Source organism: Xanthobacter sp. AM11, assembly GCF_047444035.1.
Taxonomy (GTDB): Bacteria; Pseudomonadota; Alphaproteobacteria; order Rhizobiales; family Xanthobacteraceae; genus Xanthobacter.
In genome coordinates, this window is record NZ_JBLAOA010000001.1 from 4,268,517 (window position 1) to 4,289,943 (window position 21,427).

At 69.5% G+C, this 21,427-nt stretch carries 21 protein-coding genes; 12 read left to right on the plus strand and 9 right to left on the minus strand.

Going from position 1 to position 21,427, the window contains the following annotated elements; translation table 11 throughout:
- Positions 1-119 precede the first annotated feature (119 nt).
- Positions 120-2,102: a threonine--tRNA ligase gene (gene thrS, locus ACI7BZ_RS19570; protein ID WP_414118802.1), complete on the plus strand. Its 1,983-nt coding sequence runs from the start codon at positions 120-122 to the stop codon at positions 2,100-2,102.
- Positions 2,103-2,154: 52 nt separating this feature from the next.
- Here thrS and ACI7BZ_RS19575 read toward each other — a convergent pair whose 3' ends face one another.
- From ACI7BZ_RS19575 to ACI7BZ_RS19585, 3 genes are all read right to left on the minus strand, one after another.
- On the minus strand, positions 2,155-2,832 hold the full coding sequence (locus tag ACI7BZ_RS19575) for an outer membrane protein (RefSeq protein ID WP_414118803.1): 678 nt from the start codon (positions 2,830-2,832) through the stop codon (positions 2,155-2,157).
- Between the two features lie 198 nt (positions 2,833-3,030).
- Entirely contained in the window at positions 3,031-3,369 is a 339-nt protein-coding gene (locus tag ACI7BZ_RS19580; RefSeq protein WP_414118804.1) for a c-type cytochrome, read from the minus strand.
- Positions 3,370-3,469: 100 nt separating this feature from the next.
- On the minus strand, positions 3,470-4,531 hold the full coding sequence (locus ACI7BZ_RS19585) for an RgsD C-terminal domain-containing protein (RefSeq protein WP_414118805.1): 1,062 nt from the start codon (positions 4,529-4,531) through the stop codon (positions 3,470-3,472).
- A gap of 158 nt (positions 4,532-4,689) precedes the next feature.
- Here ACI7BZ_RS19585 and ACI7BZ_RS19590 point away from each other — a divergent pair, with 158 nt between their 5' ends.
- Positions 4,690-5,253, plus strand: coding sequence for a nitroreductase family protein (locus ACI7BZ_RS19590; protein WP_414118806.1), 564 nt, complete (start codon positions 4,690-4,692; stop codon positions 5,251-5,253).
- A gap of 93 nt (positions 5,254-5,346) precedes the next feature.
- On the opposite strand, the gene ACI7BZ_RS19595 is transcribed toward ACI7BZ_RS19590, so the two are convergent.
- From ACI7BZ_RS19595 to ACI7BZ_RS19605, 3 genes are all read right to left on the minus strand, one after another.
- Complete coding sequence (locus tag ACI7BZ_RS19595) at positions 5,347-6,108, minus strand: DUF2865 domain-containing protein (protein ID WP_414118807.1); 762 nt, start codon at positions 6,106-6,108, stop codon at positions 5,347-5,349.
- Positions 6,109-6,241: 133 nt separating this feature from the next.
- Positions 6,242-6,400, minus strand: coding sequence for a hypothetical protein (locus tag ACI7BZ_RS19600; protein WP_414118808.1), 159 nt, complete (start codon positions 6,398-6,400; stop codon positions 6,242-6,244).
- A gap of 247 nt (positions 6,401-6,647) precedes the next feature.
- Positions 6,648-6,947, minus strand: coding sequence for a hypothetical protein (locus ACI7BZ_RS19605; RefSeq protein ID WP_414118809.1), 300 nt, complete (start codon positions 6,945-6,947; stop codon positions 6,648-6,650).
- 209 nt (positions 6,948-7,156) lie between these two features.
- Between ACI7BZ_RS19605 and ACI7BZ_RS19610 the strand changes: the two genes are divergently transcribed.
- The 6 genes from ACI7BZ_RS19610 (at position 7,157) to ACI7BZ_RS19635 (ending at position 14,744) form a co-directional block, all read left to right on the plus strand.
- On the plus strand, positions 7,157-8,086 hold the full coding sequence (locus ACI7BZ_RS19610; RefSeq protein WP_414118810.1) for a LysR family transcriptional regulator: 930 nt from the start codon (positions 7,157-7,159) through the stop codon (positions 8,084-8,086).
- 271 nt (positions 8,087-8,357) lie between these two features.
- Positions 8,358-8,852, plus strand: a complete 495-nt coding sequence (locus tag ACI7BZ_RS19615; RefSeq protein ID WP_414118811.1) for a formate dehydrogenase subunit gamma — start codon at positions 8,358-8,360, stop codon at positions 8,850-8,852.
- Complete coding sequence (locus ACI7BZ_RS19620; protein ID WP_414118812.1) at positions 8,852-10,414, plus strand: formate dehydrogenase beta subunit; 1,563 nt, start codon at positions 8,852-8,854, stop codon at positions 10,412-10,414. Before ACI7BZ_RS19615 ends, ACI7BZ_RS19620 begins: the two co-directional genes overlap by 1 nt.
- 168 nt (positions 10,415-10,582) lie before the next feature.
- Positions 10,583-13,420, plus strand: a complete 2,838-nt coding sequence (gene fdhF / locus ACI7BZ_RS19625; protein ID WP_414118813.1) for a formate dehydrogenase subunit alpha — start codon at positions 10,583-10,585, stop codon at positions 13,418-13,420.
- Between the two features lie 186 nt (positions 13,421-13,606).
- Positions 13,607-14,524, plus strand: coding sequence for a formate dehydrogenase accessory sulfurtransferase FdhD (fdhD, locus tag ACI7BZ_RS19630; RefSeq protein ID WP_414118814.1), 918 nt, complete (start codon positions 13,607-13,609; stop codon positions 14,522-14,524).
- Positions 14,514-14,744: a formate dehydrogenase subunit delta gene (locus ACI7BZ_RS19635; protein ID WP_414118815.1), complete on the plus strand. Its 231-nt coding sequence runs from the start codon at positions 14,514-14,516 to the stop codon at positions 14,742-14,744. Before fdhD ends, ACI7BZ_RS19635 begins: the two co-directional genes overlap by 11 nt.
- Before the next feature lie 105 nt (positions 14,745-14,849).
- On the opposite strand, the gene ACI7BZ_RS19640 is transcribed toward ACI7BZ_RS19635, so the two are convergent.
- The 3 genes from ACI7BZ_RS19640 to ACI7BZ_RS19650 all read right to left on the minus strand — a co-directional run bounded on the left by ACI7BZ_RS19640 (position 14,850) and on the right by ACI7BZ_RS19650 (position 17,671).
- Entirely contained in the window at positions 14,850-15,932 is a 1,083-nt protein-coding gene (locus ACI7BZ_RS19640; RefSeq protein ID WP_414118816.1) for a cation diffusion facilitator family transporter, read from the minus strand.
- An 81-nt stretch (positions 15,933-16,013) separates the two neighbouring features.
- Entirely contained in the window at positions 16,014-16,790 is a 777-nt protein-coding gene (pcaD, locus tag ACI7BZ_RS19645; RefSeq protein WP_414118817.1) for a 3-oxoadipate enol-lactonase, read from the minus strand.
- Between the two features lie 71 nt (positions 16,791-16,861).
- Positions 16,862-17,671, minus strand: a complete 810-nt coding sequence (locus ACI7BZ_RS19650; protein WP_414118818.1) for a DUF2189 domain-containing protein — start codon at positions 17,669-17,671, stop codon at positions 16,862-16,864.
- A gap of 308 nt (positions 17,672-17,979) precedes the next feature.
- Here ACI7BZ_RS19650 and ACI7BZ_RS19655 point away from each other — a divergent pair, with 308 nt between their 5' ends.
- The 4 genes from ACI7BZ_RS19655 to ACI7BZ_RS19670 all read left to right on the plus strand — a co-directional run bounded on the left by ACI7BZ_RS19655 (position 17,980) and on the right by ACI7BZ_RS19670 (position 21,393).
- On the plus strand, positions 17,980-19,389 hold the full coding sequence (locus ACI7BZ_RS19655) for a hypothetical protein (protein ID WP_414118819.1): 1,410 nt from the start codon (positions 17,980-17,982) through the stop codon (positions 19,387-19,389).
- Positions 19,317-20,069, plus strand: coding sequence for an alpha/beta fold hydrolase (locus tag ACI7BZ_RS19660; protein WP_414118820.1), 753 nt, complete (start codon positions 19,317-19,319; stop codon positions 20,067-20,069). The genes ACI7BZ_RS19655 and ACI7BZ_RS19660 overlap by 73 nt, the downstream gene beginning before the upstream one ends.
- 85 nt (positions 20,070-20,154) lie before the next feature.
- Positions 20,155-21,105, plus strand: coding sequence for a serine O-acetyltransferase (gene cysE, locus ACI7BZ_RS19665; protein WP_414118821.1), 951 nt, complete (start codon positions 20,155-20,157; stop codon positions 21,103-21,105).
- A 78-nt stretch (positions 21,106-21,183) separates the two neighbouring features.
- Positions 21,184-21,393 carry a DUF3126 family protein gene (locus ACI7BZ_RS19670; protein WP_414118822.1) on the plus strand — a complete coding sequence of 70 codons (210 nt, stop codon included), beginning with the start codon at positions 21,184-21,186 and terminating at the stop codon, positions 21,391-21,393.
- The last annotated feature ends 34 nt before the right edge of the window (positions 21,394-21,427 follow it).

Here is a 21,427-nt window from a genome sequence, read left to right on the forward strand (position 1 = left end):
GTATAGCGGTCTGGACGTCGCCCCAAGGCCTCCGTAAAAGAGGCGCCGGCAGGATGCCGACCCGTGAACGAGCATGCCTACCTGCGTGGTGCGCAGGAGTGGGCAGGAGGACGCAAACCATGATTTTCCTGACCTTCCCCGACGGCGCCAAGCGCGAATATTCCGAGGGAACGTCCGGCGCGGACATTGCCGCCGCCATCTCCAAATCCCTGGCCAAGAAGGCCGTGGCCGTCACCCTCGACGGCCAGCTCGCCGACCTTGCCGAGCCCATCAGCCGCGACGCGAAGATCGAGATCGTCACCCGCGACGACCCCCGCGCGCTGGAACTGATCCGCCACGACTGCTCGCACGTCATGGCCGAGGCGGTGCAGGAGCTGTGGCCGGGCACCCAGGTGACCATCGGCCCGGTGATCGAGAACGGCTTCTATTACGACTTCGCCCGCAATGCCCCCTTCACCTCGGAAGACCTGCCGGTGATCGAGGCGAAGATGCGCGAGATCATCGCCCGCGACCGCCCCTTCACCAAGGAGGTGTGGACCCGCGAGGAGGCCAAGCGCGTGTTCGCCGCCAAGGGCGAGGCCTACAAGGTGGAGCTGGTCGACGCGATCCCCGAAGACCAGGATGTGAAGATCTACAAGCAGGGCGAGTGGTTCGACCTCTGCCGCGGCCCGCACATGCCCTCCACCGGCAAGATCGGCAATGCCTTCAAGCTGATGAAGGTGGCCGGGGCCTATTGGCGCGGCGATTCGAACAATCCCATGCTCACCCGCATCTACGGCACCGCCTGGCAGGACGAGAAGGAGCTTGCCGCCTACATCCACCGGCTGGAGGAAGCGGAGAAGCGCGACCACCGGCGCCTCGGCCGCGAGATGGACCTGTTCCACTTCCAGGAGGAAGGCCCCGGAACCGTCTTCTGGCATCCCAAGGGCTGGACCCTGTTCCAGGAACTGGTGGCCTACATGCGGCGCCGGCTGAAGGCCGACTACCAGGAGGTGAACGCCCCGCAGGTGCTGGACGCCGGCCTGTGGGAGACCTCCGGCCACTGGGGCTGGTACAAGGAGAACATGTTCAAGGTCCTCTCCGCCGGGGACGAGACCAAGGACGAGCGCATCTTCGCGCTCAAGCCCATGAACTGCCCGGGCCATGTGCAGATCTTCAAGCACGGGCTGAAGAGCTATCGCGACCTGCCGCTGCGCCTCGCCGAGTTCGGCGCGGTGCACCGCTACGAGCCCTCCGGCGCGCTGCATGGGCTCATGCGCGTGCGCGGCTTCACCCAGGACGACGCCCACGTCTTCTGCACCGAGGAGCAGATGGCGGCGGAGTGCCTGAAGATCAACGACCTCATCCTCTCCACCTATGCCGACTTCGGCTTCGATGAAGTGGTGGTGAAGCTCTCCACCCGGCCGGACAAGCGGGTGGGCTCGGACGCCGTGTGGGACCACGCCGAGGAGGTGATGACCCGCGTGCTCAAGCAGATCGAGGCGGCGTCCGGCGGCAGGATCAAGACCGGCATCCTGCCCGGCGAGGGCGCCTTCTACGGCCCCAAGTTCGAATACACCTTGAGGGACGCCATCGGCCGCGAATGGCAGTGCGGCACCACCCAGGTGGATTTCAACCTGCCGGAACGGTTCGGCGCCTTCTACGTGGATGCGGACGGGCAGAAGAAGACGCCGGTGATGATCCACCGCGCCATCTGCGGCTCCATGGAACGCTTCACCGGCATCCTCATCGAGCATTTCGCCGGCCACTTCCCGCTGTGGCTCGCCCCCACCCAGGTGGTGGTCGCCACCATCACCTCGGATGCGGATGATTATGCGCGCGAAGTGGTGGCGCGGCTGAAGGACGAGGGCCTGCGGGCCGAGCTCGACATCCGCAACGAGAAAATCAACCTGAAGGTGCGCGAGCACTCCCTGGCCAAGGTCCCGGTGCTGCTCGTGGCGGGCAAGAAGGAGGCGGCCGAGCGCACCCTCTCCATCCGCCGCCTCGGCTCCAACGCCCAGGAGAGCGGCACGCTGGATGCGGTGGTGGCGGCGCTTACCGACGAGGCGGTGCCGCCGGATGTGAAGCGCAGGGCCCTCGCCGTCGCGGAAAGGGCGGCGTAACTATCTCCAGGCGGGGCTGCGGCCCCGCCTGCCCTGCCCTGCCCGCGCCAGCTCAGAACTTGTAGGCCAGACCCAGCCGCACCGCCTGCAGGTTCAGGTCCTGGATCAGGGTCGAGTTGGACCCAAAGGAATTCTCACTGCTCTCGAACCCGGTGTAGCGATATTCCAGGCGCGCTATGACGTTATCGCTCACGGCCTGCTCAATGCCGGCGCCCACGGTCCAGCCGGAGCGGACCTCCCCATAGGCGTGGAACGATTTCCCCAGCCGCCAGACATTGTTGAAGAAGTCGCCATAGGCGACACCGGCGGTCGCATAGACGAGGGTACGCTCCACGGCATAGCCGAGCCGCGCGCGCACTGAGCCCTGCCAAGTCTCGTCCACCGAATGGCCGAACACATAGGCGACGTAGGGACTGCGGAAGGAGGAGCGGCCGGACACCGTGGAGCCCTCGATGTCGCCTTCGATGCCAAGCACCAGCTGGCTGATCTGCCAGTTGAATCCGGCATAGGCTCCGCCCACGAGGCCGGTCGCGCCGGTGTCGTAGTCGGGGCAACCGGTCCGGGCCCAATTGCAGTCTTCGCCGCCTGCATCCGCCCAGGCATAGCCCACCTGCAAGCCGAGATAGCCGCCCCACCAGGAAAAAACCGGCGGGGGCGGCGCCGCAGCGGCGGCCCCACCGGTGGAGGCGGTCAAAAGGGCAAGGGCGAAACCCAATGAGCGTGCGCGCATGTCGATTCCCATGACCGGGGCGGAGGCCCTCGCGCTGAGACGGCACGATGCCCATACCGGCTGCCCTTCGACAAGACAGTCGTGCGCGAAGGCGGTACTGTTTAGGCCAAGCGTGGCATTTTGGAAACGCAGCGCAGCACGGTCCGCGGCAGCGCCCGGCATGCAGCGGCCGAATTGCGCGCACGGTCGCCGCGCGGGTTACTTCTTCAGCGTCGCAAAATAGGCCGCAAGGTCCCCCGCCTGCTCCCGGCTCAGGGAAACGGACGGCATCTGCGGGTGGGGGTCCAGCAGGCGGAAGGCGAGCCATGGGGCGGTGATGTCGCCGCCCCGCGCGGCAATGGCGGGGAAGGTGGGGGCGTCGCTGGTGCCGCGGGTCGCCTCCGGCCCCACCACATGGCATCCGGCGCACCAGCGCTGGGCCAGCGCCGCGCCCGCCCGCGCATCGGCCGCCGCGGCCGGCGCAGCGCCATGGGACAGCGCGAGAAGGGCAAGGGCGAGAAGCCCGGAACGGCGGCGGACGAATGGCGGGAAATGCATGCCTTGCCTTTCAGGCTGGGTCTGCGGAAAACGGAATGCGTAACATGCCGGTGCCGGAACTCGGCCCGTGGCGGCGGCATCGGCGGGCCTGCGCCAATGCCTACTTCACCACCACCTCCACTTCCCGGTCCTTTCCGGGCTCCACCTTGAACTCGCGGCTGAAGCTCTTGCCGTCCTTGCGGGCGGTGGCCTCGTAGTCGCCCTCGGTCAGCACGAAGATGGGGAAGGCGCCGATGGATTCCTTGATGGTGTCGCCGCCGGGGGTGGTCACCGTCCACTGGGTGTCGGCCAGTGCCTCCCCGCCATGCACCTTCACCAGTTTCAGTGTGATCTGCGCCGCCCGGTGATGCATGGTGGCGTCGGTGAGCTTGCCCGGGGCCACGCTCACGTCGGCCCGCACCACGGCGTTGGCATCGCCATAGGTGGACACCACATGGTAGGTGCCCTCCGGCAAGAGCACCACCTCGCCGGCGCCGGCGCCGCGATAGAAGGGCTGGGTTGAGGTGCGGCCCTGCAGGAACGAGCCCTCGAAGATGTCGAAGGTGAGCTTCTGGGCCGCGATGGGCTTCTCGTCCACATCGGCGGACAGGCGCAGCGCGCCGGCCGGCAGGTCGAACGCCTGGCGCCGCGACACCGGTCCCACTTGCACCTTCTGCGCCGCGGTGGCGAGGCCGAAGGCCACATGGACGATATAGCCGCCGGGATTGAGGAAGAAGACGGGGTGCGGCTCCACGCTTTCGGCCACCAGGGGAAAGGCACCCGTGGCCTCGGGCCGGTCGGCGAAGACGCGCCAGACCAGACCGCGCGTCACCGGCGCCCCGTCGGCACCGAAGCGGGCATAGACCCCCAGGGCCGATTTGCCCGCCGGCGCCTGCGGCAGCACCGAATGGGGCTCGCGCCCCGGCCCGCCGGGAACGGCACCGGGGGCCTGCAGTACCGGGCGCGGCGCCCCGGGCGGAGGGCCGAACGGCCCGGCAGCGGGCGGCGCGGCGGGTGGCTGCCCCAGGAACTGGAGGGTCTGGGCCGAGGCGCCCCCGGCCGCCGCAAGCAGCATCCCCGCCGCCAGCAGCGCGTGCAGGGTGGCAAACGCCCCGCGGCGGCCCCACGGGCGGGGGGGCCGGCCGGCAGGTGCGGAGCCGAAAGCGCGGGCGAAGCAGATCATGCCCTTGACGTGCACAAAATTCGGGGCGGATTCAAGTCGGGGCTTTCAGCGCCCTGCGCGGCGGTTCAAACCGCACCGGCCTGAGCTTATAGGAAGACCGCTTTCGCCCGCCCCCCGCATCATTCCACATCCCGTTGCTTCAGAGAGTTTGCCCCCACATGCCCGACGCCCTCGACCTTCTCTCCACCCGCCGCTCCTCGCGCATCATCGACCTTGCGGCCCCCGGCCCTTCCGGCGCCGAGCTGGACACCATCCTCACCATCGCCGCGCGCGTGCCCGACCATGGCAAGCTCGCGCCCTGGCGCTTCATCGTGCTGGAGGGGGAGGGCCGCGCCCGGGCCGGTGCCGCCCTTGCCGCGGTGCTCAGCGCCGCCGATCCGGCGACGCCCGACAAGCGGCTGGAGGAGGAGCGCGGCCGCTTCCTGCGCGCGCCGCTGGTGGTAGCGGTCGTCTCCCGCGCGGCGCCCCATGTGAAGATCCCGGAGATGGAGCAGCTCCTGTCCTCGGCCGCCTGCTGCCAGAACATGCTGCTGGCCGCCGCCGCCCTCGGCTACGGCGCCACCTGGATCAGCGAATGGCCGGCCTACGATGCCGGCGCCCGCGCCGCCCTCGGTCTGGCGGAGCACGAGCGCATCGCGGGCTTCATCTACATGGGCACGGCCAGCCAGAAGCTGGAGGATCGCCCCCGTCCGGCGCTGGCGGACGTGGTGACGCGCTTCTAGAGCGCGATCCGCTCATAGGGCGCCGCGGCGCGGCGCCCTATGAGCGGTGACTCGCCCTCTAACTCATGGAATTGAGCACGATCCGGCAGCCCCTCAGCGCGTTGCCACCTGCAGCTCGCTGATGCGGGCGCGCATCTCCCCGGACATCTCCGGGAAGCGAGAGGGCGCGACGAAATCCGCCTGCCGGTAGGGCGGGCCGGCCTTGGGGCCGGCGAAGACGCGCCCGCCCTCCGGCGTCATCACCAGGTCACCCCGCTTCAGGGTGGGGTCGCGCAGCACGTCGATCTGCCGCAGGCCGCCGATGCGCGCACTGCCGGTGCAGGTGCACCCGTCCACCAGCCGCTGGCGGTAGACGAAGGCGTTGGGCAGGGACGAATAGGGCGTTCCATCCCGGGAGACGGCCACCTCGATGCCCCGCGCGCTGTCGGCGGACGTGTACACCGCCATCTTGGCCGCCGGGCAGAAGGCGTTGCATTGGGCCAAGGCTTCCGGGTCGCCCGCGCTGGCGGGCCGGCCCTGCACCGGGAAGTAGCGCCCGTCGCAGGTGCGCACGCAATAGGCCAAAGCGACGCCCCGGCCATAGCCGCTGCGCTCGGCCGCCGGCCCGCCCGTGCGCGGGACGAACTCGATGCTCGGCCGCGCCGGCCGATGCGCCGGCCGGTCCAGGGAACCGAACAGCAATGAGAAGAAGTTGGGGAATGGCGCGGGCGCCGCATAGCCCATGGAGCGGCTCTGCGCGCGGGCATCCCCCGCCCCGGCAAGCCCCAGAACCGCACTGGCGGCCATAAGCACCAGTGCCGCGACCAGCCGGTTGCCCCGGACTTTTCCACCCTTGGCGTTGATCTTCCTGCGCACGGCGCCCCCCTGCCCTCGGCTCCTGTCAGCGACGCGACCGGATGCACCGCCCGCGCTGCGCACTTCCATCGCACATTCACGTTGCAGTGATCCGACGCATTGAGGCCGTGCAAAGGCTCAGGCAGAGGACCGCTCAGGCGACGGCCGACGCCGTGCTGAAATGGCGCGGCGCTTCCGGCGGGCGTTCCTGCGGATAGGTCAGGACGGCGAGCGTGGGCGTCGCCACCAGCAAGGCAGCGAAAAGCATTGCAACCAAAGAAATCAGGACGGAACCATGAGCCAAGCCAGGCATGGCGGGACTCCCTCTCCCCAAGTCACCCGGTCTGCGGTCCGCCGCTCCGCAACCGGGCGTTAACATAAGGTTAAAAGCGTCTGTTGGTTCCAATGCCCAAGGTCACGTTTCCGCGATCGGGTTGTGAAAAAGGCGGCCGCACCCGCGTGCCGCCGCCTTCTGCTACCTTCCCCTGCCCATCCGGCCCCCTGCGCCGGAGAACGGGCGGAGTCTCCCCCCGCGAATCACCGGTGCGCCGGCCGGCGCCTCAACGACAGATCTGCACCCAGCGCCAGTTGCCACCCGGGCCGCGCACCCTGCTCCAGTAGCAGCCCACCCGGCGCGGCGGCCCCCAGCCGCGAGCATAGGGCGGAATCCAGACGCGCGCCCCCGGCTGCCAGACGCAGCGATAGGGGCCGCACACCCAGCGCACCGCCTCGGGCACCACGGCTGGCACCTGTGCCGCCGCCGCGGTGCCGGGGCTGACCGGGCCGGCCTGTGCCGCGCCGACTGCACCGAAAAGAATGGCCGTTGTTGAGATGGCCGCCGCAGCCAACAAGGACCTCATGGGAAATCGCCTCCTATGGGGAGAGAAGTTCAGGCAAACGGGCGCCGCGCGCCCACATGCCACTTCGCCCCATCTTCATGGCCATTTGCCGATACGCATGCGGCGGCCGCGAGACAAAGGCAAAACGCGGTTACCGCTTCGTGCGACGCGCTGCAGTGCAGCGATAAAGTCCAGTTGCATACGGCCTGCCGCATCCCTGATATGGCGCGATGATCGACAAACTCGAATACCTCATCGCCCTTGCCCGCGAGCGCCACTTCGGCCGCGCCGCCGAGGCGTGCGGCGTGACGCAGCCCACCCTTTCCGCCGGCATCAAGCAGCTGGAGGACACGCTGGGCGTGCTGCTGGTGCAGCGCGGCTCGCGCTTCATGGGCTTCACGCCAGAGGGGGAGCGCACGCTGGAATGGGCGCGTCGCATCGTCGCCGACAGCCGCGCCATGCGGCAGGACATCGACGCGCTGAAGCGCGGCCTCTCCGGGCCCATGCGCATCGCCGCGATTCCCACCGCTTTGCCCATGGTGGCGGCCCTGACCACCCCGTTCCGCGCCCGTCACCCGGACGTGCGCTTCACCGTCATCTCCCGCACCTCCATCGAGATCCTGAACCACCTGGAAAACCTGGAGATCGACGCCGGCCTGACCTATCTGGACAATGAGCCGCTGGGCCGGGTGAACACGGTGCCGCTCTATCGCGAGCGCTACCGGCTCGTGACCTCCCCCAGCGCCCGCTACGGCGACCGCGAGAGCGTGACCTGGGCGGAGGTGGCGGAGCTGCCGCTGGCGCTCCTGACCCCGGACATGCAGAACCGGCGCATCGTGGACGGCCTGCTCGCCGCCGCCGGCGCCAGTCCCAAGCCCACGCTCGAATCCAATTCCATGATCGTGCTGTTCACCCATGTGCGCACCGGCCTGTGGGCCAGCGTGATGCCGGCCATGCTGGCCGATTCCCTCGGCCTGACCTCGGTGGTGCGCTCCATTCCCATCCTGGAGCCGGATATTTCCCACTCCATCGGCCTGGTGGTGCCCCACCGCGAGCCCACCACCCCCATCACCGCCGCCCTGGTGGCGGAGGCCCGGCGCATCGCCCCCAAGCTGGAGCAGGGCGCGCTGGCCGACCCGGCCATTGCTGCGATGCAATAGAACGCCGCGCCAGCCCCACCGCCCCGCCGGCCCGCACATAGAAAAACGCGATCAATATACCAAGAACCGTCCCAGACTGACGCGAATGCCGCAGCCGCGCGCCTTTCTTTTCAGTGATCCACACCGGAGCGAGAGGCATTATTGATAGAAATGTTCTATCGCAACATCCCACAGCTGGCTTGATCGGGGCGCCGCATGTGACAGACTTTTCCGCAAGCAAGAGGGAGCGGGCACACCGCCCCCCGTACGCCACCGGGAAAGCGAGACGACCATGGCGGTCTATGAGGATTGGAGCACCGAGCGCGCAGCGCAGGTGATCACGCAATTGAAGCACCTCGAAGGGGCCACCATGCCCATCTTCCACGCGCTTCAGGAAACCTTCGGCTTCGTGCCGGACCCCGCCGTTCCCATGATCGCGGACAGCCTCAACCTCTCGCGCGCCGAGGTCTATGGCGTGCTCACCTTCTATCACGACTTCCGGCGCGAGCCCCCGGGCCGCCACGTGGTGAAGCTCTGCGCCGCGGAGGCGTGCCAGTCCGTGGGCGGCAAGGCGCTGGCCGCCTATGCCCAGGAGAAGCTGGACGTGGAGATGGGCGAGACCTCCGCCGACGACCGGGTGACGCTGGAGCCCATCTATTGCCTGGGCCTGTGCGCCTGCGCGCCGGCCGCCCTGGTGGACGGGCAACTGATGGGCCGGCTCGACCGCGACGCCATCGACGAGATCGCCGATTGCATCGCCAGCGGCAAGAGCATGGGAGACGCCTGATGAAATCCCCCCGCATCTTCGTCCCCAACGACGCCACCGCCATCGCCTGCGGCGCCGACCGCGTCGCCCGCAAGCTGGAGGCCGGGCTGCTGGCCCGCGGCATCACCGCCGACATCACCCGCAACGGCTCGCGCGGCCTGTTCTGGCTGGAGCCGCTGATCGAGGTGGAGACCGACAAGGGCCGCGTGGGCTACGGCCCGGTGAAGCCCTCCGACGTGGAAGACCTGCTGCGCAGCGGCTTCCTCCATGGTGCCGACCATCCCCTGTGCAGGGGCGTGGTGGACCAGATCCCCTATCTCAAGAAGCAGACGCGCCTCACCTTCGCCCGCATCGGCATCATCGATCCCCTCTCGCTCACCGACTACAAGGCCCATGGCGGCTACCGCGGCCTTGAGCGCGCCATCACCCTCGGCCCGTCGGCGACGGTGGAGGAGGTGGTGGAAAGCGGCCTGCGCGGGCGCGGCGGCGCGGGCTTTCCCACCGGCATCAAGTGGCGCACGGTCGCCGCTGCGCCGGCCGACCAGCGCTACATCGTCTGCAATGCGGACGAGGGCGACAGCGGCACCTTCGCCGACCGCCTGATCATGGAGGCGGACCCCTTCTGCCTCATCGAGGGCATGACCATTGCCGGCCTCGCGGTGGGCGCCACCCGGGGCTATGTCTACTGCCGCTCGGAATATCCCCTCGCCTTCGTGGTGATGGAGAAGGCCATCGAGAAGGCCCGCATGGCGGGCCTGCTGGGCGACGACATCCTCGGCTCCGGCCTCGCCTTCGACATGGAAATGCGCATGGGCGCCGGCGCCTATGTGTGCGGCGAGGAAACCGCCCTGCTGGAGAGCCTGGAGGGCAAGCGCGGCCTGGTGCGCGCCAAGCCCCCGCTGCCGGCGCACAAGGGCCTGTTCGGCAAGCCCACCGTCATCAACAACCTGGTGTCGCTCGCCACCGTGCCGATCATCCTGGACAAGGGCGGCAAGTATTACCGGGACTTCGGCATGGGCCGCTCGCGCGGCACCATGCCCATCCAGATCGCCGGCAACGTGCGCTACGGCGGCCTGTTCGAGACCGCCTTCGGCATCCCCCTGGGGGAGCTGGTCAACGACATCGGCGGCGGCACGGCATCCGGCCGGCCGGTGAAGGCGGTGCAGGCGGGCGGACCGCTGGGCGCCTACCTGCCGGTGCACCAGTTCGACACCCCGTTCGACTATGAGGCCTTCGCGGCCAAGGACGCCCTCATCGGCCACGGCGGCCTCGTGGTGTTCGACGACACCGCCGACATGGCGGACATGGCCAAGTTCGCCATGGAATTCTGCGCCCACGAGAGCTGCGGCAAGTGCACGCCCTGCCGCATCGGCTCCACCCGCGGCGTGGAGACGCTGGAAAAGGTGATCGCCGGCGAGCGGCGCGGCGAGAATCTCGCCCTGCTGGAAGACCTCTGCCACACCATGAAGCTCGGCTCCCTGTGCGCGCTGGGCGGCTTCACGCCCTATCCCGTGGTCAGCGCGCTCACCCATTTCCCGGAAGACTTCGGCGCCGCGCCGAAGCTGCCGCAGGCGGCGGAGTGACAAGAATGCCCGGCGCCTCGCCTTTTGCCCCGTCGCCCTCCGGCTTGACCGGAGGGCCCATCGGCCTTTCCGCCAGGACCTGCGGCACCGTGGATGCTCCGGTCAAGCCGGAGCATGACGGTTCACTGAGTTCCGCGCGCTGCGCACAACAATCCTGAGGAACGCCCCATGTCCCTCGTCCATGAAATCGACTACGGCACGCCGGCTTCCAAATCCGAGAAGCTCGTCACCCTCACCATCGACGGCATGAAGGTGAGCGTGCCCGAAGGCACCTCCATCATGCGCGCCGCCATGGAGATCGGGAACCAGATCCCCAAGCTCTGCGCCACCGACATGCTGGAGAGCTTCGGCTCCTGCCGCCTGTGCCTGGTGGAGATCGAGGGCCGCAACGGCACCCCGGCATCCTGCACCACGCCGGTGATGGACGGCATCGTGGTGAAGACCCAGACCGACCGGCTGAAGAAGATCCGCAAGGGGGTGATGGAGCTCTACATCTCCGACCACCCTTTGGACTGCCTCACCTGCTCGGCCAACGGCGACTGCGAGCTGCAGGACATGGCCGGCGTCGTCGGCCTGCGCGAGGTGCGCTACGGCTATGAGGGCGAGAACCACATCGAGATGGGGAAGGACACGTCCAACCCCTATTTCACCTATGAAAAGTCCAAGTGCATCGTCTGCAATCGCTGCGTGCGCGCCTGCGAGGAAGTGCAGGGCACGTTTGCGCTCACCATCTCCGGCCGCGGTTTCGACAGCCGCGTGTCGCCGGGCATGGACGAGCCGTTCCTCACCTCGGAATGCGTCTCGTGCGGCGCCTGCGTGCAGGCCTGCCCCACCGCGACCCTGAACGAGAAGGCCATGTTCGACATCGGCACCCCCGAGCATTCGGTGGTGACCACCTGCGCCTATTGCGGCGTAGGCTGCACCTTCAAGGCCGAGATGCGCGGCGACGAGCTGGTGCGTATGGTGCCCTACAAGGACGGCAAGGCGAACCGCGGCCACAGCTGCGTGAAAGGCCGCTTCGCCTATGGCTACGCCACCCACAAGGACCGCATCCTCAAGCCCATGATCCGCGCCTCCATCCACGAGCCGTGGAAGGAAGTGAGCTATGAGGAGGCGATCCAGTACGCCGCCTCCGAGTTCAAGCGCATCCAGGAGAAGTACGGCCGCCGCTCGGTCGGCGGCATCACCTCCTCGCGCTGCACCAACGAGGAGACCTACCTCGTCCAGAAGCTGATCCGCGGCGCCTTCGGCAACAACAATGTGGACACCTGCGCCCGCGTCTGCCACTCGCCCACCGGCTATGGCCTGTCGCAGACCTACGGCACGTCCGCCGGCACCCAGGATTTCGATTCCGTCGAGGAATCCGACGTGATCCTCGTCATCGGCGCCAACCCCACGGACGGCCACCCGGTGTTCGGCTCGCGCATGAAGAAGCGCCTGCGCCAGGGTGCCCGGCTGATCGTGGTGGACCCCCGCCGCACCGACATCGTGCGCTCGCCCCATATCGAGGCCGACTTCCACCTGCCGCTGCGCCCCGGCACCAATGTGGCCATCGTCACCGCGCTGGCGCATGTGATCGTCACCGAGGGCCTGGTGAACGAAGCCTTCGTGCGCGAGCGCTGCGACTGGGACGAGTTCCAGGACTGGGCGGCCTTCGTCGCCGACGAGCGCCATTCCCCGGAAGCGGTGGCCAAGTATACCGGCGTCGATCCGGCCCAGGTGCGCGGCGCCGCCCGGCTCTATGCCACCGGCGGCAATGCGGCCATCTATTACGGCCTCGGCGTCACCGAGCATTCGCAGGGCTCCACCACGGTGATGGCCATCGCCAACCTCGCCATGGCCACCGGCAATGTGGGCCGCAACGGCGTGGGCGTGAACCCGCTGCGCGGCCAGAACAACGTGCAGGGCTCCTGCGACATGGGCTCGTTCCCGCACGAGCTGCCGGGTTACCGCCACATCTCCGACGACGCCACGAGAGCCGCCTTCGAGGCCATGTGGGGCGTGTCGCTGGACGACGAGCCGGGCCTGCGCATCCCCAACATGTTCGATGCGGCGGTGGATGGCACCTTCAAGGGCATGTACGTGCAGGGCGAGGACATCCTGCAGTCCGATCCCGACACCAGGCATGTCTCGGCCGGCCTTGCGGCGCTGGAATGCCTCGTGGTGCAGGACCTGTTCCTGAACGAGACCGCCAACTACGCCCATGTCTTCCTGCCGGGCTGCTCCTTCCTGGAGAAGGACGGCACCTTCACCAACGCTGAGCGCCGCATCCAGCGCGTGCGCAAGGTGATGGCGCCCAAGAACGGCTATGCGGACTGGGAGGTCACCCAGCTTCTGGCGCAGGCCCTGGGCTTCCCCATGGACTATGCCCACCCCTCGCAGATCATGGACGAGATCGCCGCCCTCACCCCCACCTTCACGGGCGTGAGCTATGCCAAGCTCGAAGAGATGGGCTCGGTGCAGTGGCCCTGCAACGAGAAGGCGCCGGAAGGTACCCCCATCATGCACATCGGCGGCTTCGTGCGCGGCAAGGGCAAGTTCGTCCTCACCGAATACGTGCCCACCGACGAGCGCACCGGTCCGCGCTTCCCGCTGCTGCTCACCACCGGGCGCATCCTTTCCCAGTACAATGTGGGGGCGCAGACCCGGCGCACCGCCAATGTGGCCTGGCATCCCGAGGACGTGCTGGAGATCCACGCCCACGACGCCGAGAACCGCGGCATCCGCGACGGCGACTTCGTGAAGCTGGAGAGCCGCGCCGGCTCCACCTCGCTGAAGGCGGTGATTTCCGATCGCGTCTCGCCCGGCGTGGTCTACACCACCTTCCACCACCCGGTGACGCAGGCCAACGTGGTGACCACCGATTATTCCGACTGGGCCACCAACTGCCCGGAATACAAGGTGACGGCGGTGCAGATCTCCCCCTCCAACGGCCCCACCCGCTGGCAGGAGGATTACGAGGACCTCTCCAAGAAGAGCCGCCGCATCGCCGAGGCGGCGGAGTAAGGGAAGGTCCCTGCCCCTCCCGCTTGCGGGGGAGAGAGTTGCGCCGGTGTCCGGGTGAACCCGGTACCACCCCAAAGCCCTCTCCCGCTTGCGGGGGAGGGGTTGGGAGGGGGCAGACCTTGCGGCTCCCCCGTAAGCGGGAGAGAGGGTTCACGGCGCTATCACTTGCGACGCTTGCGATCCCGCATGATCCTGAGACACGAGGCCAAGGTTCCGAAACGTATGCCCGACACGCCCGACCACCCCGCTTCCTGCGCCCTGCCGCAGGATCTGCCCGCGCCCCCGCCGGCGCGGCGGGTGGAGCGCGTGCAGCTGCGCGACGGCGACGTCTGCGCCGGCAGCCGGGCGGTGCCGGAGGAGGTGCCCGTCGCCCTCACCTTCAACGGCACCACCCATGCCGTGATGATGGCGAGCCCTACCGACATCGCCGATTTCGCCCTCGGCTTCTCGCTCACCGAGGGCATCGTGGCGTCCGCGGCCGAGATCCTGAGCCTCGACGTGATCGTGGTGGAGGAAGGCATCGAGGCGCGCATGTGGATCGCCGAGGAGAAGATGACCCACCTCTCCGCACGGCGCCGGGCACTGGCGGGGCCCACCGGCTGCGGCCTGTGCGGGGTGGAGAGCCTGGCCGAGGCGGTGAAGCCGGCGGCGCTGGTGGCGGCCGGCACCCGCTTTTCGGCCGCCACCGTGCTGGAGGCCATGGCCGCCCTCGGCCCGCTCCAGGGCCTCAACCACGAGACCCGCGCGGTGCATGCCGCCGCCTATTTCGAGCCCGGCCGCGGCATCCTCGCCGTGATGGAGGACGTGGGCCGCCACAATGCCCTCGACAAGCTGGTGGGCCGCGCGGCCGATGCCGGCTTCGAAACCGGGCGCGGCATTCTCCTGCTCACCAGCCGGGTGTCCATCGAGATGGTGCAGAAGGCCAGCGTGCTCGGCACGGGGGTCATCGCCGCCGTCTCGGCCCCCACCTCCCTCGCCATCCGCACGGCGCAGGCGGCGGGCCTCACCCTGTGCGCCGTCGTGCGCGCGGACGGATTCGAGATCTTCACCCACCCCGGGCGGATCGACCTTCACTCATCGGAACGGCACACCCATGTCGCATAGCACCGCTGAAAAGCTCGTCTACATGGCGAACCAGATCGCCACCGCCTTCTCCCAGGAGACGCACGAGGCCGCCGTGGCGGACACGCGGACCCACATCAAGAAGTTCTGGGACCCGCGCATGCGCACCATGATCGCCGAGCATCTGGCCCATGGCGGCGAGGGCCTCTCGCCCATCGCCCGGGAAGCCCTGGAAGGGCTCCAGGCGCCCAAGGCGGCCTGACACGGCGGCCTGAGCCGGCGCAGCGCGCCGCCCCGGGCCGTGCTCTATCCTTAAGTTCGAGGGCGATTCACCGATCAGATTGATTCCGTTTGATCGGATCGCCCGTTAGATCACGTCCCGCGGGGCGAGGGCGCATTCCATCCGCCCTTCCTCGATCTGCAGCACCGGGTGGTGGATGCCGAAGCGCGCCTTCAGCTCGGCGCAGGTGTGCGACAGGAAATCGTCGTCCAGCATCGCCCCCGGCCGCACCAGATGGGCGGAGAGCGCCACCGAGGTGGTGGAGAGCCCCCAGATGTGCAGGTCGTGCACCTCCCGCACCCCCGGCTGCGCCGCCAGGAAGGCCTCCACCGCGTCGGGATCGACTCCGGCGGGCACCATGTCCATGGCCAGGTTCACGCTGTCGCGCAGCAGCCCCCAGGTGCCGGCGATGATGGCGACGGCAATCGCCAACGACACCGCCGGATCGAGCCACAGCCAGCCGGTGAGCGCGATCACCCCGGCCGCCACCACCACGCCGAGGGAGACCGCGCCGTCCGCCACCATGTGGATGAAGGCGCCGCGCACGTTGAGGTCGCCCTTGCGCCCGGCCATGAACATCATGGCCGTGCCCATGTTCACCGCGATGCCGGCCAGCGCCACCGCCATGACGATGCCGGTCTGGACCGGCTCGGGGTGGGACAGGCGCGTGAACGCCTCCATGATGATGCCGCCGGTGCCCACCAGCAGGAGCACCGCATTGGCCAGCGCCGCGAGGATGGAGGAACGGCCGTAGCCGAAGGTGCGCTGGCGCGTGGGCGCGCGCCGCGACAGCCAGGCGGCGCCCCAGGCCAGAAGCAGGCCCAGCACGTCGGACAGGTTGTGGCCGGCATCGGCCAGCAGCGCGAGGGAGCCGGCCATGAGGCCGAAGATCACCTCGACGATGACGAAGCCGAAATTCAGCCCCGCGCCGATGGCGAAGGCGCGAAGGGAATCGGGAACGGCGTGCGAATGGCCGGAATGGGAATGGCCGGCGTGGGAATGACCCGCATGGCTGTCGGCGGCCGGCGCCCCGTGGCCATGCCCGGCATGATCATGCCCGGCATGCTCGTGGCCCGAATGCTCATGCCCGACCGGGACAGGATGCGGGGCGGGCGCGGCGCCGCCGGGAGGCGTTCCGGCCGACGCCGGGTCTGAACTGGGCTGCGACATTCATCCCTCCCGCTCCACAGCACGGCATCTTCCATACCCGGCGGCGAATGTCACCGCGGTGTCGGCGCGCATACGCCGTCGTCAGGCCAGGAAGGCGTGCACCGCCTGCGCGAAGGCCGCCGGCTGCTCGATGGCGGAAAGGTGCCCGCCCGGCAGGCGCACCAGCCGGGCGCCCGGAATGGCGGCGGCGATGGCCTCGCCCCAGGCCGGCGGGGTGGACCGGTCGCCTTCGGAAACCATCACTAGAGTGGGCGTGGCGATGCGCGGCAGGTCGGCGCGGAAATCCATGTCGCGCATGGCGCAGCTGGTGCCCATGTAGCCCGATGCCGGGGTTGCGGCCACCATGGCCCGCACCTGCGCCACCCGGGCCGGCGCCGCGGCGCGATATTCGGCGGTGAACCAGCTGTCGATCACCAAATCGGCGATGGGCTCGGTGCCGGTGCGGCGCACGGCCCTGATGCGCGCGTCCCAGAAGCGGTGGGGTCCCGCATGGGCCGTGGTGTTGGCCAGCACCAGCCGCCGCAGCCGCTGCGGCGCGTTCAGCGCCAGCCATTGGCCCACCATGCCGCCCAGCGACAGGCCGCAGACATCGGCCGCCGCAAGGCCCAGCCGGTCCATGAGGGCCAGCAGGTCGCGGCCCAGATCGCCCATGGCATACACCTGGTCCGGCGCGGCGCTCTCCCCGTGGCCCCGCGCGTCGTAGCGGATGACGCGCCGACCCTGCGCAAGTCGCGGCGCCACCTCGTCCCACAGGCCCAGGGTGGTGCCCAGCGCATGGGAAAGGAAAAGCGGCGGCGCCGCCTCCCCTCCCGTCATCTCCACCCTGAAGCGCTCCCCGGAGAGATCGACGAACGGCACGGCGCACCTCTTTTGGATTCAAAATGCCAGATGAGGTGTAACGTCTTCGATGCCCGACGCAAGTGCGCCGCCTACACCACCAGCCGCCGGTAGAGATGCCACGTGGCATGGCCCAGCACCGGCAGCACCACCGCCAGCCCGACGAAGAAGGGCAGGCTGCCGAGGGCGAGGGCGACCGCCACCACCGCCCCCCACAGCAGCATGGTCCAGAAATTGATGGCCACCGCCCGGAACGAGGTGCGCACCGCGCAGGCCAGGCTCACCGGCCGGTCCACCAGCAGCGGCAGGGAGACCACCGAGAAGCTCATGGCGAACAGGGCGAACACGAACCCCGCCCCGTTGCCGGCGAGGATGAGCCGGTACCCGCGCCGGGTGGTGAGGACATCGGCCAGGAAACCGCCGATGGAGGTGGGCACATAAGCGCCATAGGCCCAGCGATAGATGGCCATGGCCACCGCCAGCCACACCAGGAAGGTCACCAGCAGCACGAAGCCGATCATGGCGATGGCGCCGAAGGTGGGCGCGTGGCGCACCGCGAGGGCGGAGCGAAGGCCCCGCGCCATCCCCGCCTCCCGCCGCCGGCTCACCTCGAACAGCCCCACGGCGGTCAGGGGGCCGAGCAGGGCGAAGCCCGCGGCCAGCGGAAACAGCAGGGGCAGCACCTCGTAGCCCATGGCGAGGCGCGCGAGGACCAGCCCGGCGATGGGATAGATCAGCATGAGGAAGAACAGCTGGCTCGGATGGTCGAGAAAGTCCGCGGCCCCGGCCCGCAGCGCCGCCATGAGGTCGGCGGGGCCGATGCGGCGGACCCTGAGGGCGGCATCGCCGGCGGCGCGGTCCAAGGGGCGATAGGCGGCGGAAGAGGGTTCGGCGTGGGGCATGGCGTTCCTCCGTGCGTCCAGCGGAGCCGGCGCCGACGGCCGTGCCGGCCGGATCGGTCAAGCCGTCCCTGGCGTTGGGTTCAGGCAACCTTTTCCCGCCAGTCTGCGCGCAAGGCGCATCGGCGCTCTGGCATGCGCCCCGGTGGCCGGCGTGCGGTCCCGGCAGGGTCCCCCCGGCGCTCCCATGATACGGCGCGCGTGTCCCCCTGGCGCCGGGGCGGCGAACACAATTTCGGCACGGGCGGACATCCCCAATCGGCCCGCTCCTGCCCGCGGCCCGGGCGTGGTAGAAGGGGGCCTGAAACGCCATGGCCCGCATCCTCGCCTTCCTCGCGCTCTTTCTCGCCCTTGCCGGCTTCACGCCCTGGCTGATCCCGGTGGCCAAGCAGGGGGCGCGGCTGGTTGCCGCCCGCGACGACCCGGCGGCCATCGCCGATCTCGGCCTTGCGGATTTCACGGCGGACGCCGCACAGCGGGCCATCACGGCGGCGCTGGGGGAAGACGACGCGGCCCTCGCCGCCTCCTATGTGGAACTGGCGGACGCGCGCCATATCCCCCTGCCGGCGGAGATGCGCGCCAAGGTGGCCGTCGCCAACGGCGCGGCGGCGCAGACCCTGCGCTCCGCCCAGGCTTTCGGCCTCGGCTTCGTCACCGGCGCGCCGAACGACCTGGCGGGGCTCGCGGGCGCTGCGGCCAGCGACCTGATGGTGTGGGGAGATATCCGCGACGCCGGCCGCGAGGGGCTGAAGCTGGCGCGCGGCGAGGATGCGGACGAGCTGATCCTCGGCCTTTCGGCGGTGGGGCTTGCGGTCACCGCCGGCACCTATGCCACGGTGGGCGCGAGCCTGCCGGTGCGTGTGGGCATCTCGCTGGTGAAGGTGGCCAAGCGCACCGGCCGCCTCTCCGCCGCGCTTGCCCGCAGCCTCACCCGCGCGGTGCGCGAAAGCGTGGACTTTGCCGCCGTGCGCCGCCTCGCCGCCAGCCCCGGCGCGGTGGATGGCGCCGCGCTGAAGGGCGTGGTACGGCCCGATCGCCTCGCCGGCCTCACCCGCATGCTCGACGATGCCGCCCGCATCCAGGCCAAGGCCGGCACCCGCGCCGCCCTGGAAGGGCTGAAGGTGGCGGAGGGCGGCCGCGACCTCTCCCGCGTCGCCCGCCTCGCCGACGCCAAGGGCGGGCAGACCCTCGCCATCCTGAAGACCCTGGGGCGCGGGGCCATCGTCATCACCGGCGCGCTGTTCCATCTCATCTGGTGGGTGCTGGTGGCGGTGGCCTACACCTATGGCCTCGTCTCCTCGTTCAACTCCTTCTGCGTCGCCTGCGCCCGCCGCACCTGGCGCGGCAGCCGGCGCAGCCGCCGACACCGTGGGGCGGCGCGCCGCTGGTGGATGCGCCGCGAACCCGCGCCCGTCTGCGCCGCGCCCGAGCCCCCGGACGAAGACGCCGGCGAGGCTGCGGCAAAACGCTTCGCCGCCGCGGCCGAGGCTGCCCGCAGGCTGGCGCAGGCGCCACCGGCACAGGGCGCGGCGGCGGCAGGCCCGGATCGAGCGGCACCGGGGGACGGGTTGGCAGGCCGGGACGGAGCTTCTAGTTTCCCGGCCACGCTCACGGTGCCGCCCATCCAATTGCCGCGCGAAGGTCCTTCATGCCCCACTTCGATTCAGCCGGCGTCGATATCGCTTATTTCGACGCGGGCGCCGGCAACCCGGTCCTCCTGATCCACGGCTTTGCCTCCACCAAGGAGATCAACTGGGTCGGCCCCTCCTGGACCAAGACGCTGCTGGATGCCGGCTATCGCGTCATCGGCTTCGACCATCGCGGCCACGGCGTGTCCCAGAAGCTCTACGATCCCGCGCTCTACCACACCCGCCACATGGCGGAGGACGCCCGGCGCCTGATCGCCCATCTCGGCATCGAGCGGGCCGACGTGATCGGCTATTCCATGGGCGCCCGGGTGGGGGCGCAGATGGCGCTGCTGTTTCCCGATGCGGTGCGCTCCCTCATCATGGGCGGGCTCGGCATCCACCTGGTGGACGGGGTGGGCCTGCCCCAGTCCATCGCCGAGGCGCTGGAGGCGCCGAGCCTGAACGATGTGGTCGATCCCATGGGCCGCATGTTCCGGTCCTTCGCCGAATCCAACAAGGCCGACCTTGCCGCCCTCGCCGCCTGCATCCGCGGCTCGCGGCAGGTGCTGACCCGCGAGGAGGTGGCGCGCATCTTCCAGCCGGTGCTGGTGGCGGTGGGCACCCGCGACCAGGTGGCCGGCGACGCCCGCGCCCTCGTCGATCTGCTGCCCGACGGAACCCTCCTGGACATTCCCAACCGCGACCACAATCCCGCCGTGGGCGACAAGGTGTTCAAGGAAGGGGCCCTCGCCTTCCTCAAGCGCCGCCCCTGAGGCCCCCAAGGGGGCTGTGGAACCTCTCGCCTTTCCTCCGCTTGTGCTAGAAGGGAGGCAAGTTGCATCGCCCCAGGAGGCAGGAATGCCGCATTCTTCGCTGCCGGCCCACGGCCAGCCGCAGGCCAAGGCGCAAGCGCCGTCCCCGTCCCAATCCTTGGCCCCATCGCCCTCCCCCGCCCGCGACGGCCACGCCCCCAAGCTGACCCGTGCCGGCACCGAGCGCTGGCAGGATGTGGTGGACCCGGTGTGGGCGCGCCTGCGCAACGAGGCCGAAGAAGCCGCCGGGCGTGAGCCGCTGCTCGCCGCCTTCCTCACCGGCGCGGTGCTGGGCCAGCCCAGTCTCGAAGCGGTGATCGGCGAGCGCATCGCCGCCCGGCTCGACCATGCGGACCTGCCCGGCGCGGCCATCCGCGCCGCCTATCTGGAGGCCACCAGCCGCGACAAGGCCATCTGCCAGGCGCTGCGGGCCGACATCATGGCGGTGGTGGACCGCGACCCGGCGGCCGGCCGCACGCTGGAGCCGGTGATGTATTTCAAGGGCTTCCACGCCATCCAGACCCACCGCCTCGCCCACTGGCTGTGGCAGACCGGCCAGCGCGACTTCGCACTCTACCTGCAGAGCCGGGCGTCCTCGGTGTTCGCGGTGGACATCCATCCCCAGGTCCCCATGGGCCGGGGCATCTTCCTCGACCACGCCACGGGGGTGGTCATCGGCGCCACCGCGGTGATCGAGGACGACGTGTCCATCCTGCAGGGCGTGACCCTGGGCGGCACCGGCAAGGAAACCGGAGACCGCCATCCCAAGATCCGCCGCGGCGTGCTCATTGGCGCCGGGGCCAAGGTGCTGGGCAATATCGAGGTGGGCCGCTGCGCCCGCATCGCCGCCGGCTCGGTGGTGCTGAAGGCGGTGCCGCACAACACCACCGTGGCCGGCATCCCCGCCAAGGTGGTGGGGGAGGCCGGCTGCGCCGAGCCCGCCCGCTCCATGGACCAGATGTTCGACGACAACATCTTCGCAGGTGCGGATATCTGACCCCAGCGCACCCCGCCGCGCTTGAACGCGCGCGCCGGGGCCGCCATAAGGCGGGCAGACGTTTTCAGGAGGACCCCCTTGGACAAGACCGAGCTCGAGCGCGTGCAGCGCTATCTGCGGACCCTGTTCGGCAACCCGCAGATCAAGGTGACTGCCCGCCCGAAGAAGAAGGACTCGGCCGAGGTGTATCTGGGCGAGGAGTTCATCGGCGTCCTGTTCAAGGACGAGGAGGATGGCGACCTCTCCTACAATTTCCAGATGGCCATCCTCGACACCGACCTCGATTGAAACGGCGCGGCGCCAGCCGCCGCGCCGCACCTTT